At 64.3% G+C, this 24,908-nt stretch carries 19 protein-coding genes and 1 pseudogene; 4 read left to right on the top strand and 16 right to left on the bottom strand.

The features are described from left to right. Nucleotides 1-56 precede the first annotated feature (56 nt). The 6 genes from E0T84_RS27830 to E0T84_RS27805 all read right to left on the bottom strand — a co-directional run bounded on the left by E0T84_RS27830 (nucleotide 57) and on the right by E0T84_RS27805 (nucleotide 10,015). The gene (locus E0T84_RS27830; RefSeq protein ID WP_138746092.1) at nucleotides 57-3,308 is read right to left on the bottom strand and encodes a hypothetical protein; all 3,252 of its coding nucleotides are present in this window, start codon (nucleotides 3,306-3,308) and stop codon (nucleotides 57-59) included. A gap of 182 nt (nucleotides 3,309-3,490) precedes the next feature. Continuing rightward, nucleotides 3,491-6,589 (bottom strand): DUF3427 domain-containing protein, encoded by a 3,099-nt coding sequence (locus E0T84_RS27825; protein WP_138746091.1) that lies wholly within the window; start codon nucleotides 6,587-6,589, stop codon nucleotides 3,491-3,493. Nucleotides 6,590-6,733: 144 nt separating this feature from the next. After that, a complete protein-coding gene (locus E0T84_RS27820) occupies nucleotides 6,734-7,516 on the bottom strand; it encodes a hypothetical protein (RefSeq protein WP_070946890.1) in 783 nt (260 codons plus the stop codon). A 79-nt stretch (nucleotides 7,517-7,595) separates the two neighbouring features. Beyond that, nucleotides 7,596-8,369: a hypothetical protein gene (locus tag E0T84_RS27815; RefSeq protein WP_070946889.1), complete on the bottom strand. Its 774-nt coding sequence runs from the start codon at nucleotides 8,367-8,369 to the stop codon at nucleotides 7,596-7,598. Further along, a complete protein-coding gene (locus tag E0T84_RS27810; RefSeq protein WP_070946888.1) occupies nucleotides 8,357-9,727 on the bottom strand; it encodes a WXG100 family type VII secretion target in 1,371 nt (456 codons plus the stop codon). The genes E0T84_RS27815 and E0T84_RS27810 overlap by 13 nt, the downstream gene beginning before the upstream one ends. 3 nt (nucleotides 9,728-9,730) lie before the next feature. Next, nucleotides 9,731-10,015, bottom strand: a complete 285-nt coding sequence (locus E0T84_RS27805; RefSeq protein WP_070946895.1) for a type VII secretion target — start codon at nucleotides 10,013-10,015, stop codon at nucleotides 9,731-9,733. Nucleotides 10,016-10,316: 301 nt separating this feature from the next. On the opposite strand from E0T84_RS27805, the gene E0T84_RS27800 reads away from it, so the two are divergent. Further along, nucleotides 10,317-10,949 (top strand): DUF4352 domain-containing protein, encoded by a 633-nt coding sequence (locus E0T84_RS27800; protein WP_070946887.1) that lies wholly within the window; start codon nucleotides 10,317-10,319, stop codon nucleotides 10,947-10,949. A 61-nt stretch (nucleotides 10,950-11,010) separates the two neighbouring features. Here the strand turns inward: E0T84_RS27800 and E0T84_RS27795 are convergent, their stop codons facing one another. The 3 genes from E0T84_RS27795 to E0T84_RS27785 are packed head-to-tail and all read right to left on the bottom strand — an operon-like array spanning nucleotide 11,011 to nucleotide 13,905. Continuing rightward, on the bottom strand, nucleotides 11,011-11,907 hold the full coding sequence (locus E0T84_RS27795) for an acetoacetate decarboxylase family protein (protein WP_070946886.1): 897 nt from the start codon (nucleotides 11,905-11,907) through the stop codon (nucleotides 11,011-11,013). Then, nucleotides 11,907-12,614: a type 1 glutamine amidotransferase domain-containing protein gene (locus E0T84_RS27790; RefSeq protein ID WP_070946885.1), complete on the bottom strand. Its 708-nt coding sequence runs from the start codon at nucleotides 12,612-12,614 to the stop codon at nucleotides 11,907-11,909. Before E0T84_RS27790 ends, E0T84_RS27795 begins: the two co-directional genes overlap by 1 nt. A 22-nt stretch (nucleotides 12,615-12,636) precedes the next feature. Next, nucleotides 12,637-13,905, bottom strand: coding sequence for an NADH:flavin oxidoreductase/NADH oxidase family protein (locus E0T84_RS27785; RefSeq protein ID WP_070946884.1), 1,269 nt, complete (start codon nucleotides 13,903-13,905; stop codon nucleotides 12,637-12,639). A gap of 98 nt (nucleotides 13,906-14,003) precedes the next feature. On the opposite strand from E0T84_RS27785, the gene E0T84_RS27780 reads away from it, so the two are divergent. The 3 genes from E0T84_RS27780 (at nucleotide 14,004) to E0T84_RS27770 (ending at nucleotide 16,206) form a co-directional block, all read left to right on the top strand. Continuing rightward, nucleotides 14,004-14,582 (top strand): TetR/AcrR family transcriptional regulator, encoded by a 579-nt coding sequence (locus E0T84_RS27780; protein ID WP_070946883.1) that lies wholly within the window; start codon nucleotides 14,004-14,006, stop codon nucleotides 14,580-14,582. Between the two features lie 93 nt (nucleotides 14,583-14,675). Beyond that, entirely contained in the window at nucleotides 14,676-14,924 is a 249-nt protein-coding gene (locus E0T84_RS27775; RefSeq protein ID WP_070946882.1) for a helix-turn-helix transcriptional regulator, read from the top strand. Beyond that, complete coding sequence (locus tag E0T84_RS27770) at nucleotides 14,914-16,206, top strand: type II toxin-antitoxin system HipA family toxin (protein ID WP_138746090.1); 1,293 nt, start codon at nucleotides 14,914-14,916, stop codon at nucleotides 16,204-16,206. Before E0T84_RS27775 ends, E0T84_RS27770 begins: the two co-directional genes overlap by 11 nt. 13 nt (nucleotides 16,207-16,219) lie before the next feature. On the opposite strand, the gene E0T84_RS27765 is transcribed toward E0T84_RS27770, so the two are convergent. The 7 genes and pseudogenes from E0T84_RS27765 to E0T84_RS27735 all read right to left on the bottom strand — a co-directional run bounded on the left by E0T84_RS27765 (nucleotide 16,220) and on the right by E0T84_RS27735 (nucleotide 24,564). Continuing rightward, nucleotides 16,220-17,026 carry an SWIM zinc finger family protein gene (locus E0T84_RS27765; RefSeq protein ID WP_070946881.1) on the bottom strand — a complete coding sequence of 269 codons (807 nt, stop codon included), beginning with the start codon at nucleotides 17,024-17,026 and terminating at the stop codon, nucleotides 16,220-16,222. Then, the gene (locus tag E0T84_RS27760; protein WP_070946880.1) at nucleotides 17,019-20,033 is read right to left on the bottom strand and encodes a DEAD/DEAH box helicase; all 3,015 of its coding nucleotides are present in this window, start codon (nucleotides 20,031-20,033) and stop codon (nucleotides 17,019-17,021) included. The genes E0T84_RS27765 and E0T84_RS27760 overlap by 8 nt, the downstream gene beginning before the upstream one ends. Nucleotides 20,034-20,210: 177 nt before the next feature. Next, on the bottom strand, nucleotides 20,211-21,629 hold the full coding sequence (locus E0T84_RS27755) for an SDR family NAD(P)-dependent oxidoreductase (RefSeq protein WP_138746089.1): 1,419 nt from the start codon (nucleotides 21,627-21,629) through the stop codon (nucleotides 20,211-20,213). Nucleotides 21,630-21,703: 74 nt separating this feature from the next. Continuing rightward, nucleotides 21,704-22,144 carry an NAD(+)--rifampin ADP-ribosyltransferase gene (gene arr, locus E0T84_RS27750; protein WP_171055204.1) on the bottom strand — a complete coding sequence of 147 codons (441 nt, stop codon included), beginning with the start codon at nucleotides 22,142-22,144 and terminating at the stop codon, nucleotides 21,704-21,706. Nucleotides 22,145-22,261: 117 nt separating this feature from the next. Next, a pseudogene (locus tag E0T84_RS27745) lies at nucleotides 22,262-22,936 on the bottom strand (Mut7-C RNAse domain-containing protein); the annotation flags it as partial. An 18-nt stretch (nucleotides 22,937-22,954) separates the two neighbouring features. Next, nucleotides 22,955-24,235, bottom strand: a complete 1,281-nt coding sequence (locus tag E0T84_RS27740; protein ID WP_138746087.1) for a type II toxin-antitoxin system HipA family toxin — start codon at nucleotides 24,233-24,235, stop codon at nucleotides 22,955-22,957. After that, nucleotides 24,235-24,564 carry a helix-turn-helix domain-containing protein gene (locus E0T84_RS27735; protein WP_070188222.1) on the bottom strand — a complete coding sequence of 110 codons (330 nt, stop codon included), beginning with the start codon at nucleotides 24,562-24,564 and terminating at the stop codon, nucleotides 24,235-24,237. Before E0T84_RS27735 ends, E0T84_RS27740 begins: the two co-directional genes overlap by 1 nt. Nucleotides 24,565-24,908: the final 344 nt, after the last annotated feature.

Genomic DNA, 24,908 nt, shown 5'->3' with positions numbered 1-24,908 from the left:
TTCTTCACCCGCGAAGTGCCTTCCCGTCAGGACGATTGAACCCTAGAGAAGTCCAATTATCCCTTGCAGGACAGGCACTTTCGCTTACCTACACACCCCACACGCAACATTCCGTGAAAAATCCGGGCTAGCGTCAGCGATTCGACCGACATCAGCATCCACGGGTATTCGGTGAGGTCGATACTCTTTAGCCGGTCGATACGCATCGTGATCGTCTCCTCGGCCAAGAGCGATGCACGTTTGATCGGCTTCACCGCAAAGGCCACTTGCTGAGCGAAGTTTGATGACCAGCCTGTAGCCATCCACTCGCTTCGACGAGTCAGCGCCTCATACACGCCGACACGCAGATTCTCAGGGTGCAGCTGAGCACGAGGAACCTGCTGAAGTTCGCGCATCTTGGCGTCTACGCGACCTCCTGGCAGGAAACTCAGTTCCAAGGCGGTTGAGTCCAGGCAGGCGCGTTCGAATCTTGTTGCCGTGCCGGTCCGTAACAACTCGGTCAGTGGCTCGCCACCCCGGTCCCTCAAATACGCTAGGGTTTCGGCTCGCTCCGCTGGAACCTCACGGCGACGGTTGTAAAGCGAAGGCAGGTCGGCAAGTTCAACCATGCAGCCGAACCACGGATGAAAGTGGAGCTCATTCAAAGTCTCTTTCGCCGTGAAACCACGGTTTACTATCTTGCTTCGGATCAGCATGGCCATCTTGTCGCCGGCCGGAATAGTGCTGTCACCCAAGCATTCCAGAGCCCGTCTCGGATCATCGACTAACAACTCGGTCAGCCCAGCGAAGTGCTTCCGCTTCCCGTCAGCGTGGAGCTGGGCAAGAGCCGTCCATACCTCGGGGCGTGCGCCGACATCGACCGGAGGATCGCACAAGGTGGCGATATAGCAGGAGAGCTTCGCCTGGTCCGGCGTGCCCTCCTCACTCCACCCCGGCTGTTCAACCACGAACGCCGTTGCCGGCGGAACCGGAGGTGGATCACTGAACACCCAGGGGTCATCGATAAACAGCTGGCAACGTAGATCCCCTCTGCCAATGAGATGGTCAGGCAACGAAGCCTTCCCATCTGCGAGCGGAATGATCTCTGGGGCGCGCCACGGCGCGGTGCTGTTCCAGACATACACCGCCAGGTCTTGTACGTCCGCTAGGTCTGTGAATTCAAGTGCGTCGTCAACGAGGCTCACACCAGATGCCAGCAGGCGAGGCTGAGATGACAACACCGGCACCTCGACAGGTCCCGCTTCGGTGTGCAGCGTCGCCATAACTCGACCCGAGGGATGGTTACGCACCGTGTCCGCGAACTGCTGGATCCTTACCTCGAACACATCGCGCTGGCGCTGTCGCGGTCGTCGGTCAATCTGCAGCAGGTCGCCACGGTCGGACAGGTATCCGAATTCCACGTTGTCCACACCAGGTGCTCGGACGGCGACAAACCTGTCCTGCGCGAAATCGTCGGGGTCACATGCGTCCGGTGTCATGCGCCACGCGGCCGGGACACCCGCCTCACCACTTCGAATCTCGACATGGGGAGGACGGATCAGAACGACTTCCGTGGCCTCGTCGTTTCCAAGCTCGATCTTGGCCTCAAGCTCACGGAGACCAAATGTGTACGGGCCCTGCGGTTCTACGGATAATCCGTCGCTGTCCACAACACAGGTGCACGCCGTCAGACCCTCCGCGACCGGAACCCTGACCTTGGGATCGAACTTGGTTTGGACCCCCTCGGCCAAAAACAAGATGCAGCGGGCATCAGCACCCATGGGACCGGTCACCAGAATCTCGAACAGCCCAAGCTGGAATCTCTCGTCGTCGTCGAACGGATCAACGCACGTTTCTTCGACTTCGCTCAGCCACTCCTCATCGACTGCCCATTGGGCATCACCAAAGCGCCGTACCCGAACATTCCACCGAGGCGGCGGGTCCGTCCGTGACGGTGGCAGCATCACCCACGGCCGTTCGCTATAAACCGATCTCCCGTCCGAAGCAGCAAGGCCAGGCACCGCGTCTCCGAGCTGGAACCGTGGGCGCGCGTCCTTTCTGACCCATCGCTCCGTACCAACTGCCATACCGTCCCGCACCAACTGAAGTGCGTCGACGTCGTCAAGCTGGACGAAGGCACTTCGCCAGCCATACCAGCCCGCCGGGGATCCATTGTCGTCGTATTCCACCGGGCTCTGCGTGCGTGCGTCGACCAATTGGTGATCGTCGGGGTACACCGCCCACACACAGTCTTTGAGACCGTCCCGCCGGGGAATCCAACGCCCTTGCTGATCGAACGTAAGCAGCGGATCCACTTGCACAACCAATGGAATCGCCGACGGAGCCCCCGCCTGGGGATGGGAAACGATGGCTTCACGGATCGGCCCAGGTATCGCTGCTCGTGCAACAGCCGTTTGGCTGCCACCACCCCAACGTCGAGCGGCATGAACATCACGCACGTCGCCGTCGAACGACACCCGCCACGGCACGTCCGATCCGCTTGTGGGAGTCGACATCTCCAGCACGATCTCGTCGTCGTCGACCAGGTAGGAGATCCTGGGATGGAACGCGACATCCGCAGCGAGTCGCTTCCGCTCGAAGCGCAGCGGAGCGTCCTTAAGCTGGCAAACCAACTCGTCGAGCAATACCCGAGGTAGGCCTGTGTTCGAGGCATCGAGATCATCTCGCGCCAGGATGCCGGGGTCTGAGATGGTGGCCTCGATGAACTCGATAATGCGATCGAGGATGTCTGCCGCGAACTCCGCACCATTCTCCAGAAAGTTCCGGACGGGCACGTCCAGCGCTGCCGCGCGGTATTCCTTTCCAGGTTCTTGGAGCCATTCCATCAACGCGGCCCCCGTCGCGGGACGACCCTGAGCTACGTGATCGTTGATCACCGTCAGCAGGTGCGACATGGAGTTCACGGGCATACCCGCATGCAGCGCGAACATCATCACGTACCTACGCGAGCTGTCGCGCTCGATATCCGGGAATCGCGCTAGGGAGAACTTGTCGAGAAGATCGACGACGCTTCGCCGGATCACCCGTTCAAACTCTGTGTCCCGCGCAACGCCAAGTTCGTCCCAGAAACTTTCCCAGTACGCGCCGTGATCGTAGGCGAGTGATGCATGGCCAACGAGGATCATGAGCGTCAGCGCTGGATAGCGCTTGATGATCGACTGGTACGAAACGTCTTGTTTGAGCAGATGAAGGGACGCAGCGCCGAACTTGCGCTGAGCCTCACGCACCTCGTCAGCAGAGAAGTCAGTCTCGATGACGAGCTTTGCTGGCTGCAGTCTCGTGCGCCATTCGTACTCTGAGTCGCTCATCCAATCCGAGAGCGTCCGACTGTCCGACACCGTGCCCCTCCATTTGCCACTTCGGAGGCACTGTAAGCCACATCACCGACAGCTCGTAGAGGCGCCCGGGTCACACTGCGGCAAATATTGACGTCAAGACAAATTAGTGCAGGTCAGAGGTCCAACACGGCTGCATCGGGTGGCCTCGCCACTCACGCCACCGCAGCCCGTGCCCCCAAATACACCTCGGTCGGCATTGCCTGGTGCAAGCGCCACGTGATCGCCATCGGCCGGTCTCCTTCGTGGGAGACGTACTCGGCCGGCCCCAGGGAGATGTAGGGCGCGGCGCCGAACGCGTTGGTCTTCGCCTCCCGCACGAACAGCAGGATGTGGGACCCCCGCTCGCGGTGGTGAATGTAGCGCTGCCCGGTCGGCGAGGCCGACGAGGTCGTCGACTGCGACTCCCAATGGAACAGCTCCGGGCTCAGCGCGAAGTCCCGATACATGGTCGTCGGCGAGTAGTCGGTGTCGGACTTCTTCAGCGTGATCAGGAAGGCGTCCGAGTTGACGGCCGGGCACCACGCCACTCCCTCCCGCATGGTGCTGGGTGTCCGTTTCTGCGACGCAAAGCCCATCCCGGCCAGGATCTCCTCCCGCGAGTAACTGGCGTGCAGCGCGAGCGGAACGTCGGCGAATTCGGCCCCCATGTCCGACAAGTCATAGGTACTGCGATGTGCACCGTCGAACGCAATGTCGATCACCTGCCGCATCTCGTCAGCCACGGCTTCGTCCCGTAGCACGTCGAGTCCTTGTGTGACACTGCCGAATCCGCCGCCGTTGGGGAACAGGGAGTAGAACAGCATCGCCCCAAGCCGCTCTTCAGTCACCCCTTCCTCTGCGCGGCAATTCTGCAGGAGCGCGCTGTACGCCTTCCAACGCCGGCGGTCATCCACGTGTGTCAATGCCTTCACGCGCTTTATCAACTCGTTCTCTCGCGGTCCCGGGTTCTCCCCCAGCTTCGCGGCATCGCGACACAGCGTCGTCCACGACCGATCCGTGCGCAGGATGTCTTCGAGCCCACGCCCGGACTCATCCAGGTACGAGGCCAGCCGATCGTCGGAATGTGCGCGGATTTCCGAGATGAGCGCTGCCTTCTTCGGTGACGTCTGCTGGCGCACGTTCTCCAACACCAGCTCGCGTGCCACCTCGTCCAGCACGATCTGGCTCCCGGACGGTAGAAACGGAAACCCCTCCTTGACTTGCTTTTCCAGTTGCTTGCGCCCCAGCCCGGTCAATGCCCGGAACCGTTGATCGAAGCGGAACTCCTTGCGTTGATGCCCGACGAAATCGAGGGCCGTCAACACCGACTTGCCAGGCGCAAGCCGCAGTCCGCGACCGAGTTGTTGCAGGAAAACCGTCGCGCTCTCGGTGGGACGCAGAAACAGCACGGTGTCGACCAGCGGGATGTCCAGGCCCTCGTTGAACAGGTCAACCGTGAACAACACGTTGATCTCCCGATTGCGCAGCGCCGCTAACGCCGCGCGTCGCTCGGTACTGTCGTCGAGGCCAACCACGGCGCGTGCGGGAATGCCGGCGGCGGCAAACTGATCAGCCATGTATCGGGCATGGTCGACGCTCACACAGAACCCCAGGGCCCGCATCGACCCGACATCAGCGACCTTGTCCTGCAACTGGTCCAGCACGATGCGGGTGCGGGCGTCGTTGCCCGTGTAGACGGCGCTCAACTCGGTCAGATCGTAACCACCGCGCTTCCACTGCAGGGTCTCGAGGTCGGTGCCGTCGTGAATGCCGAAGTAGTGGAACGGGCACAGCAGGTTCTGTTCGAGGGCATCCCACAACCGCAACTCCGCGGCCACCCGTCCTCCGAAGAACGACCGGACGTCGATGCCGTCACCCCGCTCCGGGGTCGCGGTCAATCCGAGCAGTTCCATCGGCGCAATGTGGTCAAGGAGGCGGCGGTATGAGGCTGCTTGTGCGTGATGGAATTCGTCGATCACCACGATGTCGAAATGGTCCGGCTCGATCGTGGAAAGTCGGTCCGGGGTGAGGGATTGGATGCTGGCGAATACGTGACGCCAGCGTTTGGGCTGATCGCCGTCGACCAGCAGCTCACCGAACAACGGGTCGGTGAGCACTTCCTGGTACATCCGCCGCGCCTGTTGCAGGATCTCCTTGCGGTGGGCCACGAACAGCAGCGTCAGTTCCCGGCCATGGACCTCCCGCACCAATCGGCGATAGTCCAGCGCAGCGATCACGGTCTTACCCGTCCCAGTGGCCGCGACGATGAGGTTGCGGTGCCGATCATGAAGGACGCGTTCGGCGTCGAGCTGCTCGAGCAACTCAGCTTGATATGGCTTGGCCGTGACCTCGAGACCAGACAGGGTGATCGTCAGAGAATCACGCTGCTTCTTGCCGGAGGCAATCTCCAATGCCCCACGCAGCTTGTCGCCGTCCTCGCTGGGTCGGTACGGTTCGAATTCGCGGTTCTCCCAGTAGGAGTCGAAGGTGGCGCGGAACTTCTCCAGCAAGTGTGGGGTGGAGATGGCCGATAGGCGCACGTTCCATTCCAGCCCGTCGACCAGGGCCGCGTGCGACAAGTTGGATGATCCGACGTAGGCGGTGTGAAAGCCGGTGTTGCGGCGCAGCAACCACGCCTTGGCGTGCAAGCGCGTACGGTCAGTTTCGTAGTTGATCCGGACTTCGGCACCGAACTCGTTAACCAAGGCGTCCAGGGCACGCGCGTCGGTAGCACCGAGGTAGGTCGTGGTGATGACGCGGAGCGGAACCCCGCGTTCACGCAATTCCGTGAGCTCACGTTCGAGCAGCCGCAGACCCTGCCACTTGACGAACGCACACAGCAGATCGACGTGGTCGGCGCTGGCGAGTTCAGCTCGTAACTCCGCCGCGAGCGTCGGCTCATTGCGAGCATTAGTCATCAGCGCCGCGTCGGACAGCGGTGTTGCTGGACGTGGAAGCTGGCGAGCTCCCAGACTTTTCGGACTTACCGCATCGAGGCGACGGATCTTGGTGGGATCATCCTGAAACAGGTTCTCCTGCATAGCATCGACATCACCCAGAACCTCGAGCAGGTTCCGCAGGAGCCTGGCACGCGCTTCGGCATTGCCGGCGACCTTGAGCTGCCGTTCGATGAGTGGGGCCAGGTGACGGGTAATCGTCAATGCCTGCTCGGAGTCATCGACCACGCTGAGCAAAGGTTGCAGGTCGTCGCGCTCAGCCGAGGCAGCATTGAGCCGATCAGTGAGGAGAGATTCGTATAGTCCGGCGTCCACGCCCGGAGGGTAACGCGGTGGGAAGACACTCGACAGAAACTCGCCGGTGCCGGCGCTACGCACCGGCTCGAATGCGGAACCTTTCGTTAGCATTCGTCGGGTTCGGCGGGCAGTTCAAGCTAGCTGAATGCCCGGGTGGTCGCGCTACCTGAGATCGAACTGTCCGTCACACAACCGCTCTGAAGCCCGCGAGTCCATCAGCTCGGCGCGGTCCTCGGGGTGTCGCCAGTAGTGCCGCACCATCCAGTAGAGCGGCACGCCCGTCGGGACATAAAGGCTCAAGCCGCCGATAACCTTCTCGCTGCCATCTCGTAGGCACAGCACCACCGACCTACCGGCATTCTTGCCGTCCTTGGTCTCCGAATGATCCTTGACGTCGACAATGTCATCCCACTCCACCGCCCTGGTCTTGATGACATCGGCGATCTCAATCATTGCCGGGCTGAATTTGAGGTATCCGACGCCTCCGCGCCGCACCCAGCTGATGATGCCGATGACCGCGAGCACGGCAGCTGCGATGAACAGCGCAGGCGAGAAGATTTGGAGCCCTCGCGACATGGGAAGGTCGATCGCGCCGCGCGGTATGAAGAACGCGAGCAGCAGTGCCGACGGGCCGATCGCCGCGAGTCCTGTCAGATACAGCATGCTGAACCGCTTATCCGGCCACACGGTGAACCCGGTTGCGTCGCTGGAGGTCCGCGTCCGGGTCTTGCCGGCCGCCGCCAACAGCAGCGCCGCCATCATCAGCACTGGAAACGTAACGAATCCGAAAATCAAAATCGTCGTCAAGTAGTTGCCGCGCAGGCCGGCAAGGATGCCTCGGACAACGAAGTAGACCATCCCCACGGAGACGACCAGTCCCGCCCACAACATGGGCTTGCCAGCTTTGACCCAGTTCGCTGGTTCGGGGAGGTTCAGTTCGGACACAAAGCCTCCCCGGCAAACTCGCCCATTTCTGCGCCACCGAAATGGTTGAGGCCCCGAAGACCGGTCACCCTGTCAATGGCTACCTGAAATCAAATTGACCGCCGCGCAACCGCTCTAGTGCTCTCGAATCCACCAACTCCATCCGGTCCTCGGGATGCCGCCAGTAATGCCGCACCAACCAGTACAGGGCCGCGCCGCGGGGCACATAGATGTTCGCGAAGCTGATGATCTCTTCGTTGCCGTCCCGAAGCCGAAGCACTACTGCACGCCGCGACTTCCGCGATTCCGCGTGGTCGGTCACGTCCATCACATCGTCCCATTCGAACATCCTCGTCGCGAGAATATCGGCGTTCTCGATCATCGCGGGTGTTAGCTTTACATGCCCCACCCCGCCGCGACGCCAAGCGACGACCAAGCCGCTGACGCCCGTAAGAACTACGACAGCTGCTGCACCCGCCCCGACGGTCTGCAGCATCCGTGTGTCCGCGAACTCGATAAGGCCTAGGGGCGCGCACACAGCGAAAACCGCGGAGCTCGGTATGGACGCCACAACGCCAATCAGCATGAGCAGAGTGAACCGTCTGTCCGGCAGTAGGGTGAAACCCGATGCATCACTAGTAATCCGCGCCTCAGATCGGTCGCTCCCGACCAACAGTACAGATGCGAGGAAGGTCAGCAGGAAAACCACCCACCCGACTGACACCATCGCGGTCAAGAAGTTCCCGCGGGTAGCCGCCGTCAACCCCAGGGCAGCGTAAACCACCGTAATACCGAACCCGACAACACCGGCTAGCGGGAGAAACCACCGCCCGCCCCGCCACCGGGTCGGTTCAGGGAGATTCAGTTCGGACACAGGGCATCCCCAACGAACTTGCCCATCGCTGAGCCACCCAATCCGCCGGCGAGCCCGAAAAGAACCGCTCCTGCCGGAACGGTCACCGGCGCGAGTGGCCCACCGAACACGCCAAGCCCCGCGCCAACTTCCGCAAGAGCCCAACCCCCGCCACCGCCTGCGGCACCCGCGACCAGCGCGATGCACTTGTCTTTGTCTGAATCCGCCATAACAAAGTCGAACACTGTAGTTGCCGCAGCTAGCGCGGGACCACCGTACTTCATGGTCTTGCCGATGTTTTCGAGCGATTCCGCCGTGACCATCGGTAACGAACCGCCGTGTGCGATGTGTTTCTCCATGCCTGACATGCCAGCCCCGGTAGATGTTGACAGTTTGTCGATCAAGTCGACAGGCACAGTACTTGGCTGCCCGGCGGGCGGGGTGAAGCTAGCACTCCTGTGCCCGGACGAGTCCCTGGACATCAAGAGGTTCGATTGGTTTGCGTAGGTGATCGACGTGTAGTCAGTGCCGGTAGCCGCATCGCGCCAAGAACTGGTACTCGCTATCCGCTCACCGTTTTTGTCGAACTCTTCGACCTGATAGAAGTTTTGCTTACTTGGCCAGTCGAACGGTTTCATCCGAGTGGTCACCGCCTTGCTGCCGTCCTGTTTGATCACCGTCGTCAGCTCCTCGCCGTTCCCATTGGTCGATTCGATGATCTCCCGGACGTTCCGCTGCTCATCGGCGGCCCGGAGTGCCTCCTGGCCCACCACACCCAGCGGCGTCGTCGGGTCGGGTACCTGATCAGGCGGCCGTTGCGCCGTTGGAAGCAGCAATCCGCCGAGATCGGTCGCCGGTCCCGGCTCGATGTAGCCGAACTCGTGGCCTGCCGCCACCACCGCGTTGGCAGCCGCATCGTCAGCGTCACCGACGGTGATCAGCATGCGATTGATCACCCCTTGTTCCTCCAACGCCAGCGCCTGCAGCTTGGCGATCTCCTCCTCTGACATGGTCGCCGGGTCAACCAGCACCACCCATTGGTCAGACACATTCAGCGGCCCGGCATCGACCTCGTCGGCCTTCGCAAGCAACGCCCTGCGCGCATCACCGATCGATTCCGCGCCGCCGCCAAGCGCAGCCGCCACAGCGTCGGCGTACCCAGAAAACTTGACGGCATCACGCTCTGCACGAGTGAACATCGCAGCGGCCGCATCATGGGAACGGCCTGACCACGAACCTATCGCCGGCATTTCCTGGCACGCTTGATCGATTCCCTTCACTGCACCCGACACCGATCCGGAAGCCGACTTGATCGCAGCCGCGGACGAGGTCAAGGAGTCTGGATTCCAACCGATCAAAGTGGGACGAGACGGCAACATCGGCTAGAACAACCCATCGAAGTCGCTGGCCAGCGCGTCATCCGTCACCTCGAAAGCGTCGCCCGCGCCACGGACCGCCTGGCCCATCTTGGTGACATTGTCGGCGAGCTTGATGGCCATCTGCGAGAAGTGTTCACCGACGGTGCGCGCGGCCCACTGCGTGGTGGAACCTGGTAGGCCATCTGCCGCCGACGTCGTCTTGCGACCGACATCTGCAGAAGAAATCGTCGAGCTCGCCGCATTTGACTGACTCGCCAAGGTTCTCAATACCTCAGGATCAACCAGCATCATCTACCTCCCCGAACGCATGTGCCGTCATCCATTGTCACCTACGAGGATCCAGCCGCTTTGCACCAATTTCCCAGCACGCGAGCTCGATGCGGGTGGGATCGACACAGCTGCTGATCAACCAATCCGCGCCCAGTCCATCACCGCGACGAACAACGCGGCGGCACAGGGGCGAATCGCATGCTCAGAAGCTTGAGGCCGATGCCGGGCCCAACCAGGCGCCAACTTGTCGGCGCCCGGTTGTACGTTCTCCTGTTCGCCTGGCATCGGTGCCCGGGCGCAAGACAGAAGGAACACCGCCATGAGCAGTCCCTATCAGCAGCCCAACGACCCGAATCAGCCTGCTGCGCAGAGTTTTCCCCAGTACGCACCACCGCACGCGAAGAAGCGCAAGTGGCCGGCGATCGTCATCGGCGTCGTCGCATTCGTGGCCGTCATGTCGGCGTTCTCCGACAAGGACGACACCAAGCAGGGCCCGAAGCCCAGCGCCGCGCTCGCCGCGCCGGCCCCGGCCAAAGAGAACACGCCGACCGCCGGGCTCAACACCCCGGTCCGCGACGGCAAGTTCGAGTTCGTCGTCAAGACGGTGCAGCCCGGGCTGACAGAAATCGGCGACAATCCCTACCTGCGCGAGAAGGCTCAGGGCCAGTTCGTGATCGTGACGCTCAGCGTGCAGAACATCGGTGACCGGGCACAAGGTTTCAGTCCGTCCAACCAGAAGTTGATCGACACCCAAGGCCGCAGTTTCGAAAGCGATTCGTCCGCTCAGATCGCTCTGGGCGATTCGGATATCCCAGTCTGGGACGACATCAACCCCGGCAATGCCGTCGATGTATCCCTGGTCTACGACATGCCGGCCGGCGCAGCACCGGCACGCATCGAACTGCACGACTCGATGTTCTCCGGCGGCGTCACCGTGGCGCTGACGCCGTAGACGGCGACACCGGGGCCTGCCTGCTTGGCCGGCCCCGGCCTGCCGCATCCATCAGGACGGATCAACCCCGCACCGACACCGGCACCGGCATATGCAGCGCGAGTTGACCTTCCGTGACGACATCGAGCTGGATGGTCTTGATCAGATTGAGAGCTCGCAAGACATCAGCCATCCTCCCCTGCCCGATCTGCAGATCCACGCCACGAGGAAACCGCGCGGTCCCGGCCGACAGCACATTTGTCTGGCTCAGCGTGGAATGCCAGGCGCCGCCCAACGACGTGTACGACGTGAGCGTCGAAACCCGCTCCCCCGTCTCATACTTCGCCTGGCGCGGGGTGACAGCAGAGAGCGCCAGATCCACCCCACCGGCATCGTTCCCAACGCGCGCGACCGTCCGATCCGTGTCGATCGAGACATCAAGCTCGGTTACCCACTTCGGGAACCCGTACCCGTCATGTCCACGCACCTGGGCGATCTGCGTGCTCACCGGAAGAGACAGCACATACGAGTGCAGGTGATCGTTGGCCAGGCTGCTCGCCAAGTCGGCGAACCCCAGCTTGCCGTGCCGCGCCGGCCGGACCGCGACGCCGACGGCGGCCTCGGTGTAGAAGTCGATGTCGCACACGTCGTAGCGGAAGAACATCACTGAGACGATCCCGAGGCCGGGTGCAATCTCCAGGGGTGCAAGTTCTTTCGGCAGCCGGGTGCGGATATCACGGGACCGGGCCAGCATCACCAGCCGCGCGGTCGAGATGCGGTAGTAGAAGTTCGGCGTCAGCGTCGGCCCGATCGCCGAGTTCACCTCGGTCTTGGGCAGCGTCCGGAAGAAGTCGACGCTCGACACCCGGGGATCACGCGCGACCTCGTCGAGGTCGGTGCGCATCCGAAATCGGTCATACAGGCCCCCTTTGGGCACCGTGACCAGGCGCCCACCAAGGTCCACCTCAACGGAAGGCATCAGACTCCCGTCCCAACATCCGCCACGAGTCGCTCCGCGAGCTTCTCCGAGGACTGCGGGTTCTGCCCGGTGTAGAGGTTGCCGTCGACCACGACATGCGGACGCAGCGGCAGCCGCGCTTTCGAGTAGTCGACGCCGGCCTCCTTCAGCTTGTCCTCCAATAGCCAGGGCGCCTTGCGCCCGAAGCTGTTCAACAACTCCTCGCGGTTGGACAACCCGGTCATGCGCCGACCGGCGAAGGGTGACACCCCGTCCGGCCCACTAGCGGCCAGGATCGCCGCCGGCGCATGGCACAACAGGGCCAGTGGCTTGTCGGACTCCAACCGATGTGCCAGGAGCGCACCCGAGACCGGGTCGTAGGCAAGGTCTTCCATCGGGCCGTGCCCGCCCGGGTAGAACACCACGTCGTAGTCGTCGGCATTCACGGTGTCGAGCGAGACCGGATGAGCCAGCACGTTGGCGATGGCGTCCAGATACGTCTTGACCTCCTTGCGCTTCCACGGCATGCCGCCGGAGATCCCGAGGCTGAGCTGATCGAGCGTCGGCGCCGTGCCGCCGGGCGTCGCCACCGTGATCTGCCACCCGGCCTGGGTGAAGATCTGGTGCGGCCGCGCGACCTCCTCGGCCCAGTACCCGGACGGATGCACCGTCCCGTCGTTGAGGGTCCAGCGGTCGGCCGCCGAGATCACCATCAGCACGTTCGTCATGATCGTCTCCTGTCCACAGTCTCTACACCGATGTCCGAGTACCCACCCGCGGCCGCGAGGCCAGCCACCGCGAGTACCGACGCAGGGCCCGCCGTGCCACGAGTTGATCGGCTGCCAACGCGAACGCCGGCCCGACGTTGAGCGCGGGCTTCTTCCCGGCACCGAGTCGGCGCATCTGGTAGCGGACCATCGCCATGCTGGCGATGGAGGCCAGCGGTTTGTCCGGCCAGGTCACCGGCTTCAGCCGTCCGGTCGCCTCCGCGCCGTGACGCCACCGCGCGGGCAGGTCGGGGGTTTCGGCCAGCGCGGTGGCCATGCCGACCACCGCGACGCCGCTCGCCAACACGCGCTCGGCGGTCTGACGCCGGGTGATGCCGCCGGTCAGCATGAGCGGAATGGGGCTGCTCACGGCGAGCTCGGACGCCAGTTCCAGGAAGTACGCTTCGCGGGCCGCGGTGCGCTCATCGGCTGGGCGGCCAGTCATCGCGGGGCTTTCGTAACTGCCGCCGGACAACTCGACCAGGTCGACGCCCAGCGGCGCGAGCATGTCGATCACCTTGCGGGCATCGTCGGCGTCGAAGCCGCCGCGCTGGAAGTCCGCTGAATTCAGTTTCACCGCAACGGAAAACCCCGGTGACACCTCGGCGCGGATGGCGTGGACGATCTCGCACAGCAGCCGGGCCCGGTTCTCCAGCGAGCCGCCCCACTCGTCGGTGCGGGTGTTGACGAGCGGAGACAGGAACTGCGACAACAGGTATCCGTGTGCGGCGTGCACCTCGACGCCGACGAACCCGGCCTGCTCGGCGCGCCGCGCGGTGGTGGCGAAGCGGGTGATGGTGTCGGCGATCTGCTCGGCCGTCATCGCGACCGGCTGCCCGAATCGCTTGGAGTGCCGGCCCAGCTCGACCGCGACGTCCGACGGTCCCCACACCACGCCCGGCATGTCGGCCTGGACCTGACGCCCGGGATGGCTGATCTGCATCCACATCGCAGACCCGTGGCGCCGTCCCGCGTCCGCCCACGCCGCGAAGGGCTCCAGCGGCGAGTCGGCATCCAGCACGACGCCGCCCGGTCCGGTCATCGCCTCGGCATGGACCATGACGTTGCCGGTGATGAGCAGGCCGGTTCCGCCGGCGCCCCACTGCCGGTACAGCGTGATCAGCCGCTCACCGGGCAGCTGCGCCCGACCCGCCATGCCCTCTTCCATGGCCGCCTTGGCGATCCGGTTGCGCAAGACCTGACCGGACTTCAGTTGCAGCGGCGCGAACAACGCCTCCGACGCATTCGACATGGGAACTCCCTCATCAATGTTGACAGTGCTTACTTCTGCTTGCTGCTAACATACGGGGAGCATGTAAGCGGTGTCAACACTTGTGAGGTAGATCCCGAATGCCCACGTCAACGAGGTCGTATCACCACGGCGACCTGCCGAGCGCGCTCGTGCAGGCAGCACTGGAGCTGCTGGAAGAGGGCGGCGCGAACGAACTGTCGCTGCGGGCAGCGGCTCGCCGCGCGGGCGTCTCGACCGCCGCGCCGTACCGGCATTTCGCCGACCGTGACGCGCTGCTGTCCGCGGTCGCCGCGGTGGGTTACCGCGATCTGGCCACCCAGTTGGCCGCGGCCAACCCGTCACCCAAAACGCCCGCCGACCTCGCCGACATCGCCATCGCTTACGTGAACTTCGCGCTGAAACGCCCCGGCCTGTTCCGGGCCATGTTCGCCGAACCGTGCGACCCCACCAGCCCGGAACGCGTCGCCGCGGTCGAGGCCATCAGCGAGTACCTCAGATCGATTGTGCGACAGGCCATTCCCATGTCAGATCCCGACGCGATGGCGAACGCGGTGTGGGCCCTGGTGCACGGCCTGGCGTTCCTGCACCTGGACGGCAAGTTCGACGCGTCCTCCCCCGACACCGTCGCCACCACGGTCCGGGCGGCGGTCGCTGCAGCGCTTGGACAGCTCGCCTGACCCTATCCATGCCTGATATTTCGATCATTTCCACCACTGCGCCTAATGATCGAAATAGCAATCATTCCACGTATTGATCGCTATGCTCAATAAATGCATCACGAAGCGCTGGTGTACGACACCGCCGAGTTCGGTGAGCGTATCCGCGCCCTCCGCCGCGCAAAGGGCCTGCGCCAGGACGAACTCGCCGACCGCATCGGGGTCACCCGGATGACCATCTCGCGGCTCGAACGCGGCGAATCCGTCAGCGTCGACACGGCATTGCGGGCATTGTCGGAATGCGGCCATGCCATCGCGATTGCACCCAAATTCACCAGGGTCGCGGTGCTCGATGGCCAGTAAGCCATTGAACGTATGGCTGCATGGGACGCACATCGCGCAGCTGCGCGAGCCAACCCGTTTCCGGTACCGCCTGGACTTCACCGAAGACGCCCTGGATACCTTCGGTGAAGGTAGTCGGGTGCTGTCGCTGGCGCTACCGATCACTCGCCGGCCGGCCACCGACGGCCGGAGCCCCGGCGCCCCGATGCCGGTATCGGCGTTTCTCTCGGGTCTCTTGCCCGAAGGTAATCTGCGCGAACAGCTCGCCGCTGAAGCTCGGGTGCCCGTCACCGACAGCATGGAGCTGCTGCGCCGAGTCGGGGCCGAATGCGCCGGAGCCGTACAGTTTCTCGACACCGACGTGGCGCCCGGCCCAGGTCATGTGCGCCGACTCACCGACGACGAAGTAACACGGCTCGTTGCGGACCTGCCGACATATCACCTACCCGACGGCGCCACGCCGCAAGCATCGTTGGCCGGCATTCAGGACAAGGTGCTCCTCACCGCACTCGACGACGGCAGCTGGGGTTGGCCAGAGCAAGGTGCCGCCTCGACGCACATCATCAAACCAGAACCGTTGAGCGGAGCGCTTTCCCATCTCGTCCAGACCGAGAATTGGGCATTACACGTCGCCCGGGCCGCCCACCTGGCGGCTGCGGAGTCACGCCTCGCCACATTCGAAGACCGCGAGGCGATTGTGGTCACCCGCTACGACCGCACTGCGGCCGGAGAACGTCGGCATCAAGAGGATTTCTGCCAGGCGATGGGCCTTCCGCCACAAGCCAAATACGAAAGTACCGCCGAGTCCAAACGCCATGGGTCGCGCCTCAAACGGATCGCCCGGACAGCCGCAGCACGTGCCGCAGACCCCGGTGATTTTCGCGCAACACTGCTGCGAACCGGGACATTCAATGTCGTGATCGGCAATGGAGACGCGCACTCCAAGAACTACTCGCTGATGATCGATCGACTTGGCCGAATATCCCTGGCCCCGCTGTACGACGCGGCACCGACCGCATACCTTGATTCCAAGTACAAGGGCACCGGGCATGTCATCAACGGCAAGACCGCGATCGACGTTGTCGACGTCGATGACCTCGCCCGAGAAGGAGCCTCCTGGGGCATGTCTGAGCGTCGCGCATGCTCAATCGTGCAGTCCTGCATGGAGACTGTGCACGATGCAATCCATTCGGCGCCCCTGCCGCCAGGCACTGAGCGAGTCAAACACAACCTCGAGGCGATGTGGGTTCGGCGCGCATGGTCAATCGGGCGCGGCACCGACACCTACCTCGGCGAGTCGTGAGCCCGAGCGCAGCTCAGTCCTGCTCCCCGAAGCCCACATACGCCGGCCGCAGAATCTCAGCGAGCCTGCGCCTGCGCACGGTCACCGACACCTCGGGCAGCTGGTCAAGCAGTGCCGTCGACGCGGCAACAGGAGGACTGAAGACCGGAAGAACGTTCTGCCGCACGAAGAATGAATCGAGGCAGTCGGTCAAGTCCGGCCCTGAGGACGCCGCCTGATCGGCGGCCGGGCGACCACCCGAACGGGCGGCGGCCAGATTCTCCAGCAGGTCCTCACGGTCCCGGCCCCGCCAGGCCAGGATGATGAACGGATCCTCGTCGAATGCTTCGGCCAGCAGGTAGAACGTCGCCGCGAGATGCTTGCACGGCACGGCGAAGTCAGGACACGAACAGTCCAGCGACAGGTCCCGGGCCGTCGTGGGAAACAGCGGCAACTCCACCGCGCCGAACACGTCCTCGATATCGGCCGGCATCTCACCGGCAAGCAAAGCCGCTGTGTACAAAGCATCTTCGGCGAGCGCGGCTTCGATCTGCAACCATTCGCTCTTACCGAACGCCGGGATGCCGATGCGGACCCGGTAGGGACGTACCCTGCTGCCCTGCACCTCCGCAGTGACCAGACCCGGACCGATGTCCAGCGAGATCACCTGACCGCGACGGGCATAGTTGCGGCCGCGCTGCATCCGACTACCCATACCCATGGCCTCGAGCACTCCGATGAACCGTTGCGACCACCACGTCTGGGCGATCGCGCCACGGGCGCTGCGGGCCTTCAACCCGTCAGCGGCACGGGGCCGCGACGGTGGATACCAGTCATTCACCGACGGCTCCCTCCGACAGGGTGAACAGTTTGCGCAGGTCGCCGGTGGACAGCTCGGTCAGCCAGCCTTCGCCGTCCCCGACCACCAGATCGGCCAGTGCTTTCTTCTGCTCGATCATGTCGTCGATCTTCTCCTCGAGCGTGCCGGTGCAGATGAATTTACGCACCTGCACGGTGCGCTTCTGACCGATCCGGAAGGCCCGGTCCGTGGCCTGGTTCTCCACCGCTGGGTTCCACCATCGATCCAGGTGCACAACATGATTGGCGGCGGTCAGGGTCAGCCCGGTGCCACCCGCCTTCAGCGACAGCAGGAAGATCGACGGTCCTTCACCGGACTGGAAACGCTCGACCATCTCGTCGCGCCGCTTCTTCGGCACACCGCCGTGCAGGTAAGCGACATCCTGACCGAACCGCGCGGCCAGGTGCGGTGCCAACATCTCGGCGAACTCGGTGAACTGGGTGAAGCACAGCACCCTGTCCCCTTCGGCGAGAATCTCCTCCAGGATCTCCTCCAGCCGGATCACCTTGCCGGAACGCGTGCCGATCGGCGACCGGTCGTGCAACAGCTGAGCGGGGTGGTTGCAGACCTGCTTGAGTTTGGTCATCGCCGCGAGTACGTTGCCGCGCCGCTCGATTCCGTCGGTGTGCTCGATCTTCTCCATCATCTCGTCGACGATGGACTGGTAGAGCGATGCCTGCTCGGTGGTGAGCCGGCAGTACTGCTTGACTTCGATCTTCTCGGGCAGGTCGTCGATGATGGCCGGATCGGTCTTGAGGCGCCGCAGAATGTAGGGACGGGTGATCCGGCGCAGCCGTTCGGCCGGCTCGGTCTGGCCGTACTTCTCCACCGGCACCGCGTACCGGGCCCGGAACACCTCGGACGAGCCGAGCAGGCCCGGGTTGAGAAAGTCCATGATGGACCACAACTCGGCAAGCCGGTTCTCCACCGGGGTACCGGTGAGCGCGATCCGGTGCTCGGCGTCCAGGCGGCGCACCGCCTTGGCCCCGCGCGACAGGCTGTTCTTGACGGCCTGGGCCTCGTCGAGCACCACCCGGTTCCACCGATGGCCAGCGAGTTCGTCGATGTCGCGGGTGGCCGTGGCATACGTGGTGACGACCAGGTCGACCTCGGCCAGCTGTTCTTCCAGTGCGCCGCCACGAAGCCTCTCCGGGCCGTGGTGGGCGTAAACCCGAAGCGCCGGCGCGAATTTTGCGGCTTCCCGTTGCCAGTTGCCCACCAAGGACATCGGGCACAGCAGCAGGGTCGGGGCGGCGACGGGGTCGTTGTGGCGCTGGGCGGACTCCAGCGCAAGCAGCTGCACGGTCTTGCCGAGACCCATGTCGTCGGCCAGACAACTGCCCAGGCCCAGCGACGACAGGAAGGCCAGCCACGACAGACCTCGCTGTTGGTAGGGACGCAGCGTCGCAGCGAAGTCCGGTGCTGGTTGCAGGGGCTGAAGTGATTGTCCGGCAACGCCGTTGAGCAGATCGCCGAGCCAACCGTCGGCCCGTACCGACACCACCTCCAGCGGGGTGTCGGTGTCGTCAGGATGGCTGGCCGCCAACGCCAGCAGCTCGGCGGGACTCGCCTGTCCCGACCGGTGGCTCTTGAGGAACTCGAGCCCGCGTCGCAGCTGTTCCTGATCGACCGCCACCCATTGGCCACGCAACCTGATCAACGGTGCCTTGGTCTGTGACAGCGCGTTGATCTCGTCCTCGGTGAGCGTGTCATCGCCGACCGCGAGATCCCACCGGAACTCGACGAGCTGCTCGCGGCCGAACCGACTGGCCGTAGCCACCACACCGTCGACCGGTGTCGACGCCGACACCGCGAGGCCCAGCTTGCGGTGCCGATCCCACCACGACGGGAGCAGCACCCCGAAGCCCGCATCGTCGAGCAGCGGCGCCGCGACCGACAGGAAGTGGTAGGCACCCTCGGCGTCCAAGTCGAGACCGGAGGGAAGTGCGGTGCGCAGACCGGAGGTCAGTTCCGGGTAGATCCGGACCGCACGACCGAGCTCGGCGAGCAGTAGCTCCTCGGGACGGTCAAGCCAACGCCTCAGGTTGCCGTCGTCGTCCCAGGTCTGCTCTGCCGGGACCAGCAGACTGGGGTCGGCGACTGACTGCAGCAGGAACTCCAGCCGCCAGCCCGCCGCGTCGTCGCCGGACTCGACCTCGGTGAGCCGGAAGGTCGCCCGAGCCGGACCCGGCTGCTCGATCCCGATCTCGTCCCACGGCGCCAGCGCGTCGGCCAAGGCGTCGAGAGCGTGGAACTCCGCGTCGAACCTGCCGTCGGGCGCCGTCAGTGCGGCCACCCACGCTTCTTCGACCGCGAGACGTTTCGGGCGGCGCCCGCGACGGGGTGGCAGCATCTCTTCGACCGGCGGCGCGGCGGCACGCGCCAGCTCGTCGACGAATACTCCCAACGCCGACGTCACCAACTCCGATGCTGCCCCGGCAGCCGACTCCGCCCGGAACACGGGCGGCATGGCCGCGACGATCGCGTTCAGTTCCATCACGTCGGCACCCTGGATCACGGGCCGCCAGAACGCGACGGGCTGCCCCTCGTCGATACCCAGCGCAGGCAGAAGTCGGCCGCCCGCCAACAATTTTCGTGCGAATGCCGCGATATCGGCCAGGTAGGTCACCGACGCGCCATACCGCACATCTGCCGCCATCTCATCGAGAACGGCCAACGTCGAGGCTGCGGGAACCGATAGCACCGGAACCGACCACGGCAGCAGCGCGGGTGCACTGCGGGACGCAGGCCGCGGCGTGATCCGCAGCAGTTCCGGCGAGTCCAGCGGCGAGGTCCGCAGTGACGGCAACAGCAGCACACTGTTTCCGGGCTTGCCCGGGTGGATTTCGCCGATCACGTCGGCAGCCGCGGCGAAGGGATGTGGGCGAGCGGTGCGCATCGCCTGACTTGCGCTCTTCACTGGCAGGGCCGAGTCCTCAGCCCACAGGCAGAGCCCCTCGGAGGACCAGAATCCGTGCAGAACCAACATTGATATTTCGCTTCCTGGAGGTCACGCCAGGCTAGCCAGCCCGCACGACGGTTGCGGAACCGCCGCGCCGGATCCACCCGAGCTCGGGCCGAATTGGTGACCGGTGAGACAGTTGGTACCGGTGAGGTCAGCCGGCCCGCATCCCGCTGTTCGCGGCGTTCACAATCGCACCCGCGCCTACCAAGGACTCGGCGAGTAATCCTTCAAGAAACACCCGTACAGGTCCTCGCCCAATTCCCCGCGGACGATCGGGTCATACACGCGCGCAGCACCATCCACCAGATCCAGCGGTGCGTGGAAACCTTCTTCGGCCAGCCGCAGCTTCGTCGGATGCGGACGCTCGTCGGTGATCCACCCGGTATCGACGGCGGTCATCAGGATCCCGTCCTGCTCCAGCATCTCCCCGGAACTCGTGCGGGTCAGCATGTTCAGCGCGGCCTTGGCCATGTTGGTGTGCGGGTGCCCGGGCCCCTTGTAACCGCGGCTGAACTGGCCTTCCATCGCCGACACGTTCACCACGTACTTGCGGCGGGCCGGTGAGGCGGCCAGCGCGGGACGCAGCCGGCTCACCAGAATGAACGGCGCGGTCTGGTTGCACAGCTGCACCTCGAGGAGCTCCATCGCGTCGACCTCGTGCACGCGCTGGGTCCAGCTGTTGACCGACGCGATGTCCGGGAGCAGCCCACCCGCATCGATGGCCGTCCCTGCGGAGATCCGCTCCGGTGAAGCACTGCGCGCGGTCAGGGCCAGCTCGCTCAGCGCGTGCGGCGACGGGTGCTCGCCGAAACTCCCGGCCAGGGCATGCGGATGCGCGTCACTGACATGGTCGAAGGTGACCACATCCACCAACGCCGGCGGCGGGGTGCGCTCGGCCTCCACCAGCGCGGCATACGAGCCCGGCGGGCGACGCACCGTCTGCGCCGCGTTGTTGATCAGGATGTCCAGCGGCCCCTGCGCGGCCACCTCGTCGGCCAGGGCCACCACCTGGGCCGGGTCCCGCAGGTCGATCCCCACCACCCGCAGCCGGTGCAGCCAGTCGGCGCTGTCCTCCATCGCGGCGAAGCGGCGCACCGCGTCGTTGGGGAACCGGGTGGTGATCGTGGTGTGCGCGCCGTCGCGCAACAGCCGCAGCGCGATGTACATGCCGATCTTGGCGCGCCCGCCGGTGAGCAGGGCCCGACGCCCGGTCAGGTCGGTGCGGGCGTCGCGCTTGGCCCGGTTCATCGCGGCGCAGTCCGGACAAAGCTGGTGGTAGAAGGCGTCGACCACGGTGTGGTGCTGCTTGCAGATGTAGCAGGCCCGCGAGCGCAGCAGCGTGCCCGCACTGGCCCCGACCGCGGTGGACACCAGCGGCAGACCCTGGGTCTCGTCGTCGATCCGTCCCGGCGCACCCGTGGCGGTGGCGGCGATGACGGCCCGGTCGGCCGCCGCGATCGCGTCGCGTCGGGCGGCCCGGCGTTCCTTCTTCAGCGCCTTGAACATCTTCGCGGTGGCCTGGCGCACAGCAACGGCATCGGGATGCTCCGGAGGCAGCGTGTGCACCTCGGACAGCACCCGCAGGCACGTGCTGAGCTGGTCAGGATCGATCGCGTTCACGAGGGAAGGGTACGGCGGTTGGGGTCAAAACCCCGTATCGAGCGAACCGGCGGCAACCCGGTGGGCCCGTGGGATCAGTCGTAGATGACGTCCAGCCCGCGCCGCCGAAGGTCCGCCAACCCGTCGCGCATGCCTTGCAGCTGCTCGGGTGAATGCCCCACCCAGTCGGTGATCTCACCGACGATCTTCACCGGCTCGCGGGTTCGGTAGGAGCGGGTCGGGTTCCCGGGCAGCTTCTTGTCGGTCACGTTCGGGTCGTCCTCGATCGCACCTTCGGGTTCGACGATGTAGATGCGGCCCCGCCCCTCGCCGACGGCCATCTCGGCGCCCCACACCGCGGCATCCAACGTGCGGGTGACGTACACGTGGTTCATGATCCGGCCGGCTTGGTAATTCGACTCGCGGCCGGGCACCAAGCGGTCCCCCACCGCCAGGTCAGCCTTGGTGCCATGCAGCAGCGCACCGGACTTATGCACCTCGAACGGTTTCGGCGTACTCGTCACAACATCCCCCATCTCGTCACGGACCGACAGATTGTGCAGCACGCCAGGGGCCTTGCCGCAAGCCCCACCCCCCGCCGTATAGTGAGAGTGGGAGGCGAGCCAAAGTCCTTCGGCGCCCGCCCAATCCGGTCAGAGTTGGTCGATCAACCCGTCGACCAGACTGCGCAATTTCGCGAAATGCGTTCCGGCCCAATAGATCTGCCCGCAGTCCGGGCAGCGACTGAACTCGTCGTAATAGCGGCGGGTCAACGGCTCAAGGCGGTCCGCCACCGCCTCCTTCGTCACCGCGGCCAGCCTCCCGTTGCACCGCACGCACCGGGTGAACGGCGCCACCCGGCGCCGCAGATCCAGCCGCCGCAGCACCTCCAGCGTCTGCTCCTCGGGCTGCTGGGAGTGGACGAACAGGCCGTGGGTGATCGCGCGACGCTTCAACAGGCCCCGGTCTCGGGTCAGCAGAATCCGCCGCTGCTCGACGCTGGTGTCGGCCAGGGCTTGGTCGTCGGCATCGTTGGACCACCACACGTCGAACCCGAGCAGGCGCAGCAGCCGCGCCAGCCGGCCGAGGTTGACGTCGATCACGAACCGCGGTTGCCGCAGCGGCTCCGGCCGAAGCCGGGCCGTCACCCCGATGTCGAGCGCCTCGAACATCGGGTACACCGCGATCCGGTCGCCGACCGCCGGCCGATGCTCGAACCTCACCGGATCCCCGTTCACCAGGATCAGGTCGATCTCGGTGTGCGGAATACCCATGGCCTCCAGCACATCCTTGACGGTCTGATGACTCCGGCAAGGACGCCGGACGGACCGCCATTCTCGCTATGCTCAGCTGTTCAGGTTCGGCTTCCACGTCCCCGAGACATGCTCGAGGATCCGCTCCGCCATGCGTTCCGCCTCGGGTTGCAGGCTCACTGGCAAAACCGCAACAGCGCGCACGAATGCACTGGGAAGGTCTCTGCGGAGTTCATCCACCCAAGCCACGGCCTGATCAGCGGGGATCCCGAGTCGACGGCCGACCTTGTTCCAATCGGAATTGGTGACGTCCAGCATCTTCCAGTGGTCGCCGATCTTCATCGATGAGCGAAGGCGCTCGCGCTGGTCGTATGGTGCTGCCGAGGCGGCGTCATACAGGGGCGACACCTGGGCGCGTGATCCGACGAGTACGAGCGAGTAATTCTTTGCGTGAGCGTCGGTTCCACCGATAAGGATGTTGTAGGAGAGCGCCTTGAAGAAGCGCTCGGCGTTCACGGCGCGGTCCTCGATCGGCAGACGATTGAGCAGGTTGGCGATGTCGCCAACACCGGGGCCGCCGTCGGACTGGTATTTCAGACCGGGATGGACCGACAGCGCCTGGCAGATATCTTCTTGGTGGACTCGATGCCAGGCAATTCCGTCATAAAGGCGGTCGTAGCGGGTCGAGGTCAGCACCTGAACGTCACCAATCTCCATCACTGCGGCTTCGGCGGCGAGCAGCCCGGCTTCGCTGGCGGCGCGCTGGCATAGCGTCTCGTTGATGTGGTGCCGTGCGTAACCAGCGATTGCAGGTTTGACGATCACAGTCGTCGGTGTCGAATCACGCGGGATCCCGAACTGCCCTGATTGCGGGTCCCGGAACAGCGCGACCTTGGGTTGTGCACCGGCCAGGCTCCACCGGCCACCGAACCTGCCTGGGTCCCAGTCTGATTGATGAGTGGCGAGCACGTGGACGAGATCTGCGAGTTCAGTCCCACTGAGCCATTGGATGTCACCGGTCCGTGCGCGGGCATCCGCAGGATCGACGTCAGGAGGGAGAATCTGAACCGCACCGGCCGCGTCGCGTCCGACATGAGCGAGCAGAGCGAAGGGATTGTTCGGCGAGACGTTGTATTCGCGTCCCCACCGCTGTCGCGCACCTTCACTGTCCGGAAGCAAGCCCTCAAGGTAGGACCGAATAGCCTTGTCCCGATGACGATTCGACAAGATCGGCAAGGACAGCGACAACGGTGTCGGGTCAGCCCGGTCGCGATACTCATCGTCGTAGGTGAAACGCAGAGCTCCGTGAGCGGACTGCGTCACAGTACCGACCGGGACCCCGTCCAGGTAGACCCGCAGCGTCCTATCCGCCATCACCTTTTCCTTGTGCCGAACAGCGCGTCAAACGGATCAAGCGTTATGGGGGCCGTTCCGGCGGGCTTGGACTTCTCTGGAGTTTCCTTCCGGTTACGTTTGCGGGCACTCGACGACACTTCGGGCGCGGACGCTTCCAGACTCACACCGACGACGCGAAGTGCATCGAGCACCCGTTGCGCTTCCAGTCGTGGGTGCCCCTTCTCCAATCTGACGACCCAGTCTCGACTCATGCGCAGTTGCGCGGCCAGCTCAGCCTGAGTCATTCCACGAGCCGTGCGAGCCGAACGGACGAGAGCGCCAACGTCACCCATTGTCTTGACCTGCATGCCTACTCCTTGTAGTCGTTCGACGACATTTCAGATTGTAGTCGTTCGACGTCTTTCGCAAAAGAAGTTGTACAACGACTTTCTGCACTTCAGGAGGTCCTTACGCCGGACACCAATTGGTCTCGACGGCGAATCCAGGCACAATCGCGTTGTGGTGGAGATGGTAATAGCCCTCAACCCAGACGAAGGCTCCAGACTGCCCTGGGCCCGCGACACATCGATGAAGCGCGTGCCGCGTTGTCTGCCCACATCTGACAGGCTGAAAGGAACCCATGCCAGTCGACCACGACGCGAGTAATCGGCTCCGCCGGCACATCATCGACATCGAGACGACGCAATCGCGC

Source organism: Mycobacterium sp. DBP42 (assembly GCF_005924235.1).
GTDB classification, from domain to species: Bacteria; Actinomycetota; Actinomycetes; order Mycobacteriales; family Mycobacteriaceae; genus Mycobacterium; species Mycobacterium syngnathidarum.
The sequence above is the reverse complement of the archived record's forward strand: the minus strand, read 5'-3'. Positions and strand labels throughout refer to the sequence as shown.